Below are 13,820 nucleotides of genomic sequence, written 5' to 3'. Positions count from 1 at the left end.
CTTATCACCAGCGACCGTTGCCGTTGGTGAGTGCAGTGACGATCGCGATTTAATAGCTGTTTAGTCTAAACTCCAGTAATTAAATTTTAGATTTTATAATTTTGGAAAACTTAATTTTTAATAATTTGAAAAGTGCCGAAAGTCGCATTACTTTTTGAAAGTGGTATTGCACTAAGTTGGGTTGTCAAGTACAATCAATAGGCTTACCATATAAAATTAAGTTAAGGAAATGCAAAAATACGTTTGTACAGTTTGCAATTACGTCTACGATCCCGAACTAGGCGACCCCGACGGGGACATAGCTCCCGGCACTGCCTTTGAAGATATCCCCGACGATTGGGTTTGTCCCACTTGCGGGGCGGCAAAATCCGATTTTGAACCAGAATAAGCGAGAAAAAATTTGTCCGATCGAATGCTCAAAATTACAGTTATCGGTGGCGGTGCAGCAGGTTTTTTTAGTGCAATTACCTGTGCCAAAACCTACCCGCAGGCCCGCGTCACTTTACTAGAAGCTGGCCGGCAACTCCTGGCAAAAGTTCGCATCTCTGGCGGCGGGCGCTGCAATGTGACTCACGCTTGTTTTGACCCCGGTGTTTTAGTGCAGAATTACCCCAGAGGAGGGAAAGCTCTGCGCGGTGCTTTTACTCGATTTCAACCCCGCGATACTGTAGAATGGTTTGCTGGTCACGGTGTGAAGTTGAAAACCGAAGAAGACGGGCGAATGTTTCCGACCACAGACGATTCGGGGACCATTGTTAACTGTTTGATTCGCGCTGCTGAGGATGCAGGCGTAAAAATTCGCACGGGCGATGCAGTAGTTTCAGTAAAGAAATTAACAGGGAATACATCAGAGAGCGAACAGGGGGACACCGCCCCTAGGTTTGAAATTGAGTTGAAGTCGGGGGAGAGTTTTAAGTGCGATCGCATTCTTCTCGCTACAGGCAGCAATCCTTCGGGTTATAAGTGGGCAAAAGAGTTAGGTAATACTGTAGAACAGCCCGTTCCTTCTCTATTTACTTTTAATATTTCCGACAGCAGAATCAAAGAATTAGCCGGAATTTCTGTTCCTAATGCTAAGGTGAAATTGCCGGGAGCTAAATTAGAACAAAGCGGGCCTTTGCTAATTACTCACTGGGGTTTAAGTGGGCCCGCTGTCCTCAAACTTTCGGCTTGGGGTGCGAGATTTTTGCACGATCGCCATTATAAAACATCTGTCCTGATTAATTGGCTTCCCCAGTACAATGCGGAAGTTTTGCGACAGCAACTGCTAGCGGTTAAGTCGCAGCTGTCGCACCGATTGATTGTCTCTAGCTGTCCGTTTCCGGTGCCGCGCCGCCTCTGGGAACGCTTGACAAGTTCGATCGGCATTGATGAGCAAAAACGCTGGGCCGACTTATCGAATAAAGGGATCGATCGCCTCCTGCAAGAACTCGTTCAAGGCGAATATCAGATTGCCGGAAAAGGGGCATTTAAGGAAGAATTCGTCACCTGCGGCGGTGTCAACCTCAAAGAAGTCGATTTCAAGACAATGGAAAGCCGCCGCTGTCCCGGACTTTTCTTTGCTGGCGAAATCTTGGATATCGACGGCGTGACGGGCGGTTTCAACTTCCAAAGTGCTTGGACTACGGCGTGGTTGGCCGGGAACGCGATCGGCCAATGAACTCGATCTAGACTTGCCAGTATTAAATTTTGTGTTATTTTTGAATTAAGGCGCACCAAATGTGCATCCACTTCAGCTTCTAGACAAAATTCACACTTTTGCTGAGTTAACATTGGGTGAGATACATGAAAAACTTGAATCTAAAAACCCTAAAGTTCGATCGCAACCTTGAGGGCCATTTTGACTCACCTTTCATCGAAAAAAAAGGGTTGCTGGAATTCAACCCCAAATTTATCACTCCCGAATTTTTAACAGCCTGGACGTTTGAAACACACCTGTACGACGAACAAGTTGCGATCGACCACTTTGTCATCACATTTCCCAGCCGAACCGAACTCGAAAACTACGCCGAATCTTTTTACCCCTTGGGTGCCAAAACAGTTGAAGGCCCCGACTTATTCCCGATTAACTTTTGTGCGGGAAATATTAACGTTCCCTCCGATTTGTGGCTGCATTTAATGACTTTATTAATGCCAGCGGGCGGCTTAGTAGTATTAGATGCGCCCCACGCAGCCGGCGACCAAAAAAACCGCTTCCAGCAAGAAAGAGGATTAACAGCAGTTCACCACGTCGCGCTTCGAGTCGAAAACGTGCAGAATGCTGCTACGATATGGCAAAATAAAAACTTTAAACCCCTATCAGAGCGTCCTCTAGACTACGGCTCATTAACCCAGTGGTTTCTGCAAAACCCCGCCGGACAAATTATCGAATTAATCGAGCGCCACCCCGGCAATAACGCCACTTTCGACTGCAAAAACATCGCAGGTTTGCGCCTCAGCGAAATCGCAGTTGAGTAGGGCAGGCAAGATGCCTGCCCCAAATTTCCCAATTCAAATTTCCCAATTCAAAATTTATCTTGTTCCCAGTCTCAGACTGGGAATGCCGATTCGGAGGCTCTGCCTCCTGTCTTTTCACTAATAAAATATATGGTTGCAATAAAAATCCCCAAAGTCTCTTTTCAACCCCCAACATTCAACTCAATTGAAGAAGAACGCCGCCACCGCAAACAACGTTTAGCCGCCGCATTCCGATTATTTGCCCGCTTCGGATTCAGCGAAGGAATTGCCGGACACATCACCGTCCGCGACCCCGAACACCTCGACCATTTTTGGGTCAATTCTTTTGGAATGCACTTTAGTTTAATTCGAGTCAGCGACCTAATTTTAGTCAACCACAAAGGCGAAGTTGTTGAAGGAAATAAACCCGTAAACGAAGCAGCATTTGCCATTCATTCCCAAGTGCACAGCGCCCGCCCCGACGTAATCGCAGCAGCCCACGCTCATTCTCCCTACGGCAAAAGTTGGTCGAGTTTGGGTCGCGTGCTTGACCCGCTGACGCAAGATGCTTGTTCTTTTTATGAAGACCAAGCTTTATTTGACGATTACACCGGAGTTGTTTTGGAAATCGAAGAAGCTAAACGCATCGCCAAAACTTTAGGTGAGAAAAAAGCTATTATTTTACAAAATCACGGACTATTAACAGTAGGTCAAACAGTAGATGAAGCGGCTTGGTGGTTTATTTCAATGGAACGTTCTTGTCAAGCGCAGTTAATGGCAGAAGCAGCGGGAAAACCAATTCTCATCAAGCCAGAATGTGCGCGTTTGACACAGCAACAAGTAGGGTCTCACCGTATGGGATGGTTTAGCTTTCAACCGCTTTATGACATGATAGTGCGCCGGGAACCCGACCTATTAGATTAGGAACTAGGCGGTTGAAATCGCTAGTACACAAACACCGTCCGCCTGCGGCGAATAAAGAATGAAGGGGTATTAAAGCCGGATTTAGTATCAGAAGTGAAAAATTTATAAATTCATGCTGACACGGATTCCAGCCAAGCTATCAAATCCTCTTGACTGGTAAAATCTAACACGATTTCTCCTAAATCATCTAATTGTTCGAGAGATAGCTGCTGGATGCGAGTTTGGATTTCCGGCGAAATTTCACCAGTTCGCCGCGCGATTTGACGCAGAATTAATGCTGTTTGCCCCTCAATTATGCCTTCTTTGCGGCTTTTAATAATAGCACCGCGCTGGTCTTCAAAAAACATTTCCCGCTTTTCCACTTCCTCTAATTCCTTAAGGGTTAAATTACTTCGGCTGGCGATGGAAAAAGCTGTTTGAATTTCGGGAATTGATGCAAATTTTTCAGGAATTTCATCGAAGAGGGGAGCATTTTTGATAAAATAAATCCAGCTTTGAATTATGTTTTCGACTTGTTCCAGTTCTTTGTTAAACTTGGGCAGTTCGACAAACACTAATTCGATTTCTCTGTTATAATACTCGAAGTTTTCTTCTAGTTCTTTAAATACAAAATGGGTGAGAAACTTTTCGGTATTTTCAAATAGAATAAAATCGGTAATTGTTAAAGCAATGAGAGGATTTAATTTCGAGTATCCTTCCCTGGGTCTGAGTTGAGTTGCGTAGGTTTTGGCGGCATTGTACACTACCCGTTTAGTAAAAGCTTCTACATTTATTACCTGCATTTCGATAATCACAGTTTTGTTGCCTGTAATTTTGGCTTTAACATCCAGGTAAGTGTCTTTTAATCCAGTAACGCTCGGCGCGGCGTAAAGGTCAATAATTTCTAAGTCTTCAATGGTTGGCTGTGCGTCATAGAGCATCGCATTGAGGAAGCTAATCAAAATGTCTTTGCTCTGGGGCGAACCAAAAATTTTTTTGAAACCAAAATCTGTTTTAGCACTGATGAAAGGCATAATTAGTAATGGTAATTGGTAATAGGGGCGTTTAAATCACAAAAGTCCTTCCATTTCTAAGTCTTCAATAATCTGCAATCCGCGCGGGTCGCCAACTCGCAAAAGTGAAGATTTAGCATCTTCCCTCACGCCCATATCTTCATCTTCTTCTAAAGCTTCAATCAAACCGTCGATCGCCCCAGCGTACACTATATTATTCGGCAATTCGCGGGCCAGTTGCCCGATCGCCCAAGCGCAGTTGCTCCGCACAGCAGATACAGCATCTCCCCGCAGCGCTTCAATCAACGGCGGAATCGCAGCAATCAGCACATAGTAACCAACCTTTGCCATTTGACCCAGAGAACTCGCCGCCCACAAACGCACCGCCGAAATATCTGTTTTCAGAGCATCAATTAAAGATGGCAAAGCGCGCTGATCTCTGCAATTTCCCAAAGCCCAAACTACCCCTTTGCGAACGTAACCGTTCCAATCGCGGTTGAGCTGAAGAATCAGCGGTTCCACAGCATCGGGACTCGGATTTCGCCCCAAACCATAAGCCGCGCTCACCCGCACCAAGGGGCAACCGTCTCTCAACAAATTAATTAAATGCGAAATTGCTCGATCGTCTTGCAGTTCGCAAAAAGCCCGCGCCGCAATCATCCGGTGCTGAGGTTCCGGGGATTCCAGCAAAGGCAGCATTTCCTCGGGATCTGGCAGCGGGGGTTCGGATTCGTCAAATTGATCCAAAGGGCTTTCCAGTTCCGTATCAGTATCAAGGGCGTTGGGGTAGTCGTTATTGTTCATAAAAAAACTTTACCGCACAGAGGATGCTCCTAAGCAACTCAGTCAGCAGTCAGCAGTCAGCAGTCAATAATTGTAGGGTGCGCGCGCAGTACCTTACTACTGAGATATTGCACCATTGTCAGCAACAGGCTTTTGGGCCTGTTCCACAAGAAAATTTATCTTTTGTGGAACAGGCCAGAAAGCCTGTTCATAAAAGGCTAATTGAGAATGGTGCAACATATGAGTTACTACAAACGAATATCTCTGCTGTTACTTAAGTTGGTAGTGAGGAATTCAGTCCTCATAATTTGGATGAATCAGGACTTTAGCCCTGATTCCAAACCACTAGAATTTATTTTTCAAAGAGACTTGAGCATCGAGACGGAATGACTTTGATAGCCTAATTTTTGATAGAGATTCACCGCCGGCTGATTGCTCAGAAATACTTGCAAACCAATTTGCCGATCGCCCCTTTCCCGCGCCCAGTTTTCAGCATGAATAACTAAAGCTGCACCGATCCCCAGACGGCGGTGTTCCGGTGCTACGTAGAGCAAAAAAATGTGAGCGTGGCGGGCTCCTGTGGTTTGGTCGATCGAATTTCCCAACCACAAACATCCCACAACCGATGTCAGATTTTGGACTTGAGATTGGGGATTGAGATGCTGCGAGGGAAGCATCGGCAAAATTTCTGCCTCTTCCTGGCTGTTTTTCTGGCACTCTACCCACCAAACCGGCGTCTGGTTAGAAAAATACTGCTCGACAGTTTGAGCCAAATGTCCCAATTCCCCATCCGGGTAAAGCTCTTGATATGTCCGGTGCATAAACTTTACCAGTTTTGCCCGATCGAGTCCGGATCCCGATCGCAGCCAGTAACCCGGTATTAGTTGAGCAGACATCAGCTCAGCGGACACGGAGAGCGGCCTCATTTAGCCCCAAGAAAATTGGATTGACTACTGCCGCTTGCTTTTGGGGGATCGCTTCCTCAATCGGTGCCGGGGCAGCCATGTCACCAGGCAAAAAGATGCGAGCACTGACTGCTACCAGAGCCGCGAAAAATACTAATACCGCTATCAATGGAGCAATGTATTGACGAATGATACCCATAACCGCAAAAACTTAATTCTTGAGTTGATATTATCAAGTGTACCATAAAATCTTGTCAGCTATAATGGCTACCATTGGACAATCAGCTCAAGAAGAGAGCGATCGCAAATACCAACAAACAGAAAATATAATATTATGAGTGCCTCGCCTGCTGTTTATGAAGCTCTGGCTAAATCAATTGTTTTTTTGAATCAAAAGCCGAGCGCGCAAAATGAAGTTTCGAGTTTCCTAGATACTAATGGCTACTATATCGATCGCATATTTGACGACCCCGAAACAAACTTTTATGCGATCGGGTTCGGTTCATCCAATCCCGAAAACCCGCCCGCCCTCGTATTTAAAGGTACAGACTTCATCGACGGCGACGCTATCTTTTCCGACTCGCGGGACATTGGTTTACCTGAATTTGAAAAGAACAAAGATAATATCAAAAATTGGCTCACAGAAATCGGGCAAAATACTGGTAAAAACCCCAACAAATTATTGCCCGATGTCATCGGGCACAGTTGGGGCGGAGCAGTCGCTCAAATTGTAGCAACCGAATACACATCTCTGACCGGAGATATCTTTACTTTCAACTCTCCGGGAGTCTCAGCGAGTACATTCAACACTTTTCGGAGAAATCTCAGCAGGGCAGGCAACAAAAATGTCACTCACTACATTGTCAGCGGAGATGTAGTCAGCTTGTTTGGCGAAGCATTTATCCCAGGTAAAGTATTTATCCAAAGTTTTACAGACCCGAGTATTAATCCCTTAACTGTTTTGGCCAAACATCGAAGTGAAAATTTGTTAACTACTCCGCCCGTGGGTTTTTTGCAGAGGCAAATTTCCGTAGAACAATTAAACAGTCCCGAATTTACTTATAACAACGACTCGGATTTTAACGAATTTATCGCTGCCCTAAATTTTCCCCTGGCCAATGTGTCAATCCCAATCAGAACCAGAGGCGGTGCAGAGAGTTTGAGAACAGCACCAGAATTTTCTTTTGTGCAGTTAATCAGACAAATGCAGTACGGTTTAGCTCCCTTACAACCGAATTATTTATCAGGGGACGATCGCAACAATACTGCTACCGGCGGCCCTGGAGAGGATACAGTTATCGGCAATCGCGGTAACGATACTCTCAGAGGCAATCGAGGTAATGACAGCATCATCGGTGGTGATGGCGACGATTTCTTGTACGGCGGCAGAGATAACGATTATTTGGAGGGTGGCGACGGAAATGATTTGATTTCCGGTGAGTTTGGCAACGATTTTTTAATTGGTGGTGCGGGGCGCGATCGCTTTGTATTGGAATCCGGCGGCGGAGCAGATGTGATTTTAGATTTTCAAGATAGTGAAGATTTAATTACACTGTCGAGGGGTCTAACTTTTCCTCAAGTTATAGTAACCCAAGGTGTTGACGGAGCTTTAATTAGTATCCCGATTACTGGGGAAATTCTTGCTACTCTCAGAGGCGTAGTTGCCAGCGATCTTACTAGGGTAGATTTTGTATAGCTTTAGTGCTAGAAAATTGGGTAGTTTGGGTGGCGGGAAAGCTGGGCGACTTTAGTACCAAACTTGTTTTTTATCAAAGGGATTGTTGGCTAACCCCGCCCCTACAAAGCTGGGCTGGTTTTGTAGCTAAATTGTTTTTTATTAAAAAGATTGTTGGCTAAGCCGAACCTAAAAAGCAGGGCGATATGAGAAACTAATTTTTTTAATAAGCGTCACTTAATCTACAATGAGTTAACTAACTTAAAAATCAATTCCCCATCAAACGACAGGAAATAAAAAAATATGCCATCCTCCCCCGCCGCTTACGAAACTATAGCCAAGCAACTTGTTTACATAGATAACAACCCCCAGTCTCAAACTTTAGTTCAAACTGGTTTGGCGGCTGCTGGCTACCAAATCGATCGCACCTTTGACGATCCCGGAACTGGATTTCACGCGATCGGCTTAATTTCCACCACCCCAGACAAACCGCCAGTTTTGGTATTTCGCGGCACCGACTCGCCCGTAGATGATATTGCCAACGCAGACCCGCGCGGCACCGGTTTCAACCAATTTGAAGCCAACAAACAAGCATTAGGAAATTGGCTGACCCAAATCAGTCAAGATACAGCCAAAAACCCCAGCCGCTTGCCACCCGACCTTCTCGGACACAGCTTGGGCGGCGCCATAACGCAACTAGCCGCCACCGAATTTACATCTACTATTGGAGATGTTGTCACCTTCAATTCTCCCGGAGTTGCTCAGAGTACAGTCAATTCATTTAAGCAGAAAGTCGGCGCCGGAAAAAATGTAACTCACTACATAGTTAGCGGCGATTTTGTGAGTTTGGGAGGAGAAGCTTTTCTCCCAGGAAAAGTAGTTCTTCAAACATTTACTAACCCCATTATCAACCCGCTACTTGTCTTGGAAAAGCACACGCAAAGCGGTTTGTTAACTTCTCCACCTCCCGGCTTGACTCAGACAGAAATCTCTGTAGACCAGTTGAGCCGCCCTGATTTCACTTTTACCGATTCAGATTATTTAGAGCTGTTAGCTGGCTTAGACTTTGCACTGCCGGCCTTGGGAACATCGCTGGAATCGCGCAGCAGTTTAGAGCAATTAAGAACCACTCCGGGAGCCTCATTTTTAGCAAACGTTGCAGCAATGCAAACTGCTCTAGATCCATCCCAAATTAATAATTTAGTCGGCGACGATGCCAACAATACAGCATCAGGTTTTGGAGGGGACGATATTATCACTGGCAATGGGGGAAACGACACTCTCAGCGGCAACAAAGGCAACGATATTATCAGCGGTAGCAGCGGCAACGACCTGCTATTAGGCGGCAAAGGGGATGACAATTTGAGCGGGGGAGAAGGAGACGATACGCTCATTGGCGGAGCGGGTGCGGATCTCTTAATTGGTGGCGCTGGACGCGACGTATTGGTGTTAGGACTAGGCGCCGGTACAGATACACTGGTAGACTTTCAAAAAGGTCAAGATTTAATCGGTTTGAGCGGAGGTTTGAGCTTCAACCAATTGAGAGTTACTCCAGGCGATTTTATAACGACGATCGAAATTGCCAGTAACGGCGAAGTTCTTGCCAGTATTCCTGGCATTCCAAGTAGTCCGCTAACAGCTAGTGATTTTATTGCGATTTAGTTGGCTGCTGGCAATACAGATATTGGGTAGGGATACAACAATGTTGTGTCCTTATTTTATTTTAGGAAAACAAATACGCACAATTTATACTCTTCCATGATTAAAAACATCAATATTCCTCCAAGGGCGGGTTCACCGAAATCTCGAAAAAAAAGTGCAGACATTGGTAAACCAGCCCCGCCGGAACCTGATAATTATAGCGACCGGACTTGATATTAATCGAAATCGTCAAGTCCAGGTCTGGGCATGGATGCCAATTTTTTCTCATCTTCTAGGGGCAGAAAGAAAATGGTCAGCATACCGGGAATCACAGCCAGCGCGCTCATCAAAAAATAATTTTGATAGCCGAGATTCGCCTGCAAGTAGCCGCTAAAAACGCCCGGAATCAGCACTCCTGCTGCCATAAAAGCCGTTGTAATTGCATAGTGAGATGCTTCATATTCAGGGCGGACAGTCCGCATCAAGAACACTGTATAGGCAGCTACGCCAAGTCCGTAAGTAAATTGCTCGATCGAATTTACGGCATAAGCCCATTCAATCCCCGGTTGATTGATTGCCAACAGCCAATACAGCACGTTAGTCGAATTTTGCAGAATTGCCGTCGGCCACATCCATTTTTTCAGCCCTTGTTTCGCAATCAAATAGCCGCCCAGCAACCCTCCTATTAACAGAAATATTACCCCGATCGTACCCGATAACAGACCCATGTCCGATGTAGAAACTGCTAATCCTCCTTTCTCCACCTTATCCATTAAAAAGGGCGGAGCCATTTTAAATGTCAAGGCATCGCCTAACCTAAAAATTAAGACATAAGTAACAATCCAACCTATTTTATCTTGCTGGAAATAAGTTTTAAAGGCTTCGATAAAGCTGGTTGTTTGTTGGGGGGTGTCGGATTCCAGCTCGTAATTTCGAGGATAGGGAAGATACCACCGCTGAAAAAGATATATCAGCACAAATATAATCGCACAAATGCCAAAGGCTGTCGCCCATCCGTAGTTAAGCGCCGACACGCTAAAATCCGAACCGAAAAGTGACAGCGGAATGTTTTGATATATTTTGGTGTCGCCTGTATTTCCGGTGACTAAATGCTGTTCTGCCAGTTTCCCCGCTAAGAACACCAATAAACCGCTACCGGCAATGACAGCACCTCTATAAGCCGTGTTGCGAACCCCGACAAATAGTGCTTGTTGGTCTTTATTTAGAGTGTTTAAATAAAATCCGTCAATGGCGATGTCGTGAGTAGCTGACACAAAGGCGATCGCCGTAAAGATAACAAGCGATATAATAATCGGGGCCGGCGTTAATACACCAAAAGCTAGGAAAGCAAACAGAAAAGCACAAATGATTTCGGTTGTTAAAATCCATTTGCGTTTAGTTGAATACAAATCAACCACTGGGCCCCACAAACCTTTTAAAACCCAGGGAAAAGACAACAGACTTGTTAAGCCGATGAGTTCGTTGCTGGTTCCCATACCTTTCAAAAAAATCACCGACATTAAATTAACGACGGTGTAAGGGAGACCTTGAGCGAAGTATAATACTGATACCCACAATCCAGCGTTATGCTTTTTTTCCATTGCAGAGATATTTTACCTAGTTACTTATTTGATTTACTGAGTGCGATCGACAATTCCGGTCAATTCAACCCCTGGCATCACAGTATATGCCATTCCGATGCCAGCCGCAGCCATATAAATAGTGCATTTTAGCATCATTCAGACTCACAAATATTTCTATTTTTTGAATAACCCTGCAAAAATTTTTCTCCGTTAAAATGAACGAGGTAAGCGCGAACATTCTTGTCCCAATCATAAGTACCATAGGTTCGCAGCAGTTCCAAAGCACTTTCTTCTATCTGATATGCCGTTTTTGGACTCTTCAGCGGACGTTTGGGACTGTCAGGATTAACAACAATTAAGCCTGCATCTAGAAATTGATGCACCGTCTGGTGGCGCACAGTTTCCAGCGTATTTGGCGCATACTTTTTACCGTATTCCTGCTCCATAAATTCCATAATTGGTGTGATTCCCCGAAGTGGAGATTTTGCCAATCCCCAAGCATCCTTTGGCTTGAGGTCAAGCAAAGCCAGAAGGGTTAAAGCGGAACGTTCGTTAAGCTGACCTTTTGGAAAACCCAGCGCTGCAAGTATTTCTAGAGATTCATCAATACGGTTCTTGATTGTCATTGGGCTATTTTCTAACGGATTCGGATCGTTAAACAGTTGTGTCTCGACAAGTTGATCGAGCTCCCGCTGTGTAGGAAATATTTCTCTTATTTGAGCGCCAAGTAAAAGTAATTGCTCTACAGTAGGATACTTCAAATTGCGTAAATCCGTAGCATTAACTTGAGTGTGTCCGTTGAACAGTCGGAAAAACGCATCTACCAAACTCGAATTTAGATAAACGGCCAATCCCCGCGCCAGGGTGAGGTCTAATCCGCGTCCATGTTGGTGAAAGTAATTCAAATGGTTCTCAAAACCCACGCGAGAACTATTAATTTTATTGGCATCCCAGACAACTGCAACAATTCGCTTTTTCTCTTCCTTTGACGAGAAGCGCTTGCTCAAAACATAATGTTCGTTAGGTACGAGGAGTGCAGCAGTTTTTTCCGTGACAGCTAAAGCTTGATGCTTTCTCGTTGCTGTGGGATATTCAACACCGCCAGCCGAGAAGTGTGCGGGATAAATCAGCGGAACTGTACCGTTTTCAGGTTTTAGCCGCCAATCAGAGCGAACACGAAAATCTACAACTTTTCCGGTAGAAACTGTTAAGCCTAATTCCTCTAGGGTGCAAGTAAATTGAGCTATTTGCTCGACTACTTTCTGGCTGACAGAATCCGGTAAAATCCGAATAAATTGCTCGGAATCTTGGGGATTCATTAGGGCGGTATAGGGCAGTTGGTGAGACAAAACCAGGTCGTCGCCCCCGCTGCTGCTTGAGGTAATTAGTACAGTATCTGGCTGTTCTATTTGTTTGGTGGCGCGCACAATAATAGTTTCTTGCAGCACCGCATCATCGCGAAATGGCAACTGTCGGGATTCAAAGATGTGTACTTGGCGTAAAGCCATCATTTGAAGGAATACTTTGCGGAAATCTCGAAAGTATAAACCATTGCAAAAGCTGCGGGGAGTAATCGATACTAATTCACCGTTTGGTTTGAGCAGGTGAGCTGCAGCAACTGTGAAGCCCGCGTAGAGATTGCTGGTTTCTAGTCCTATAGAACGCAGCAAAGTTCGGGCTTGGGATTTAGCGTCTATCTTGGCATAGGGAGGATTGATAATTGCATGGGTAAATTCCCGTTTTACTGGTTGTGTAAATAGATTGGGCTGCAACATATCGGCGCTGTCTTGAATAAAATCAATTTCGCGCACCTCACAGGTAAAAGATATCCCAAAATGCTGACATTCAATACTGCATAGTTCTAAAGTTTGCTTGAGGTATTCAATCAAAATAATGTCAATTTCATAAGCTGTAACGTGCAGGCTACTCGGTCTGTTTCGGCGCTGACAAAGTTCGCAAACAACGGCTGCTAACAGCGAACCAATACCAGCACCGGCATCTAAAAGCGATATATCAGGACAGTTAAATTCAAACATTCCCGCCATCAAATTTGCCACGGACGAAGGTGTTAAAAATTGTCCCTTTTCTCCTCTCTGGCTTTGCTGCAACTTTCGGGTTGCTTCTTGGCGCCAGCCATCTACTCGATCGAGTAAATTGCTTGCAGTTGAGTAGCTGTTACCCGGAAGGGCTAGCGTTTGAAAGTGCGGTACTATCATTTGTTCAAAAAGTGCCATCGCCAGTTCAGTTTATTTTCGCCCAAATAGGAATCTCTACGCTATCATAGTACCAGTTTACTCTCTTCCCATAACAGCAAAGGGCAGCCATGAGTCAAGAAAATTTTACATTTCTACTAGACAGCGATAAAAAAGAAGCGCTGAGGGCGATCGCTAGTGTCACCGATCGCGATTTAACCTATGTTTTGAACGAAGCGATCGCTTCTTACCTGGATATCTATCAATGGGAGCTCGATGAGATTAACAAAGGCGTTGCCGAGGCAGAAGCAGGAGACTTTGCCAGCGATGATGAAGTCGAAGCAGTTTTTGCCAAGTTGACTAATAAAAATTAAGTGGCTGCGACAAGCTTTGCGAAATCTAGAACAGGCTCACGCATATATTGTTAAAGACGATCCAGAGGCAGCAAGGCAATTAATTTTAAGGATTCAGAGTGCTGTAGGTCAACTCGCAGAGTTTCCTTTTATGGGCTGAGTTGGTCGCGTAGAATCTACTAGAGAACTTGTCATTTTCAATACCTCTTATCTCATCATCTATGGAGTAAAAGAAGAAAACGTAGAAGTTCTCCGTATCCTTCACAGTTCAAGAAAGTATCCCGAAAATTAGGTGATGTTGCCGATCGCCAGTTCAGTTTATTTTCGCCCAAAATT

13 protein-coding genes and 1 pseudogene are annotated in these 13,820 nt (G+C 45.0%); 8 read left to right on the top strand and 6 right to left on the bottom strand.

Annotation, left to right across the window (positions count from 1 at the left end; all coding sequences use genetic code 11):
* Window positions 1-229 precede the first annotated feature (229 nt).
* The 4 genes from rd to QUA74_RS21460 all read left to right on the top strand — a co-directional run bounded on the left by rd (window position 230) and on the right by QUA74_RS21460 (window position 3,360).
* Entirely contained in the window at window positions 230-388 is a 159-nt protein-coding gene (rd, locus tag QUA74_RS21475) for a rubredoxin (protein ID WP_333333291.1), read from the top strand.
* A gap of 24 nt (window positions 389-412) precedes the next feature.
* On the top strand, window positions 413-1,660 hold the full coding sequence (locus QUA74_RS21470; RefSeq protein ID WP_333333290.1) for an NAD(P)/FAD-dependent oxidoreductase: 1,248 nt from the start codon (window positions 413-415) through the stop codon (window positions 1,658-1,660).
* Window positions 1,661-1,785: 125 nt separating this feature from the next.
* Window positions 1,786-2,457: a hypothetical protein gene (locus QUA74_RS21465; protein ID WP_333333288.1), complete on the top strand. Its 672-nt coding sequence runs from the start codon at window positions 1,786-1,788 to the stop codon at window positions 2,455-2,457.
* 129 nt (window positions 2,458-2,586) lie between these two features.
* A complete protein-coding gene (locus tag QUA74_RS21460; protein WP_333333286.1) occupies window positions 2,587-3,360 on the top strand; it encodes a class II aldolase/adducin family protein in 774 nt (257 codons plus the stop codon).
* A gap of 110 nt (window positions 3,361-3,470) precedes the next feature.
* On the opposite strand, the gene QUA74_RS21455 is transcribed toward QUA74_RS21460, so the two are convergent.
* From QUA74_RS21455 to QUA74_RS21440, 4 genes are all read right to left on the bottom strand, one after another.
* Window positions 3,471-4,373 (bottom strand): Rpn family recombination-promoting nuclease/putative transposase, encoded by a 903-nt coding sequence (locus tag QUA74_RS21455; protein WP_333333284.1) that lies wholly within the window; start codon window positions 4,371-4,373, stop codon window positions 3,471-3,473.
* A gap of 36 nt (window positions 4,374-4,409) precedes the next feature.
* On the bottom strand, window positions 4,410-5,156 hold the full coding sequence (locus QUA74_RS21450; RefSeq protein ID WP_333333282.1) for a HEAT repeat domain-containing protein: 747 nt from the start codon (window positions 5,154-5,156) through the stop codon (window positions 4,410-4,412).
* A gap of 338 nt (window positions 5,157-5,494) precedes the next feature.
* A complete protein-coding gene (locus QUA74_RS21445) occupies window positions 5,495-6,031 on the bottom strand; it encodes a GNAT family N-acetyltransferase (RefSeq protein WP_333333280.1) in 537 nt (178 codons plus the stop codon).
* Window positions 6,032-6,035: 4 nt separating this feature from the next.
* Entirely contained in the window at window positions 6,036-6,239 is a 204-nt protein-coding gene (locus QUA74_RS21440) for a hypothetical protein (protein WP_333333278.1), read from the bottom strand.
* A gap of 135 nt (window positions 6,240-6,374) precedes the next feature.
* On the opposite strand from QUA74_RS21440, the gene QUA74_RS21435 reads away from it, so the two are divergent.
* Both QUA74_RS21435 and QUA74_RS21430 read left to right on the top strand, forming a co-directional pair.
* Window positions 6,375-7,736, top strand: coding sequence for a calcium-binding protein (locus QUA74_RS21435; protein ID WP_333333276.1), 1,362 nt, complete (start codon window positions 6,375-6,377; stop codon window positions 7,734-7,736).
* Between the two features lie 282 nt (window positions 7,737-8,018).
* Window positions 8,019-9,377 (top strand): calcium-binding protein, encoded by a 1,359-nt coding sequence (locus tag QUA74_RS21430; protein ID WP_333333274.1) that lies wholly within the window; start codon window positions 8,019-8,021, stop codon window positions 9,375-9,377.
* Between the two features lie 215 nt (window positions 9,378-9,592).
* Here the strand turns inward: QUA74_RS21430 and QUA74_RS21425 are convergent, their stop codons facing one another.
* Together QUA74_RS21425 and QUA74_RS21420 are read right to left on the bottom strand one after the other, a co-directional pair.
* Window positions 9,593-10,957, bottom strand: coding sequence for an MFS transporter (locus QUA74_RS21425; RefSeq protein ID WP_333333272.1), 1,365 nt, complete (start codon window positions 10,955-10,957; stop codon window positions 9,593-9,595).
* A 134-nt stretch (window positions 10,958-11,091) separates the two neighbouring features.
* Window positions 11,092-13,173, bottom strand: coding sequence for an Eco57I restriction-modification methylase domain-containing protein (locus QUA74_RS21420; protein ID WP_333333270.1), 2,082 nt, complete (start codon window positions 13,171-13,173; stop codon window positions 11,092-11,094).
* 89 nt (window positions 13,174-13,262) lie between these two features.
* Between QUA74_RS21420 and QUA74_RS21415 the strand changes: the two genes are divergently transcribed.
* Window positions 13,263-13,505: a CopG family transcriptional regulator gene (locus tag QUA74_RS21415; RefSeq protein ID WP_333333268.1), complete on the top strand. Its 243-nt coding sequence runs from the start codon at window positions 13,263-13,265 to the stop codon at window positions 13,503-13,505.
* A 16-nt stretch (window positions 13,506-13,521) separates the two neighbouring features.
* Window positions 13,522-13,776: pseudogene (locus QUA74_RS21410) on the top strand (type II toxin-antitoxin system RelE/ParE family toxin).
* The last annotated feature ends 44 nt before the right edge of the window (window positions 13,777-13,820 follow it).

This window comes from Microcoleus sp. LAD1_D3 (genome assembly GCF_036702135.1).
GTDB lineage: Bacteria > Cyanobacteriota > Cyanobacteriia > Cyanobacteriales > Microcoleaceae > Microcoleus.
This window is presented reverse-complemented; position numbering and strand designations above follow the sequence as displayed.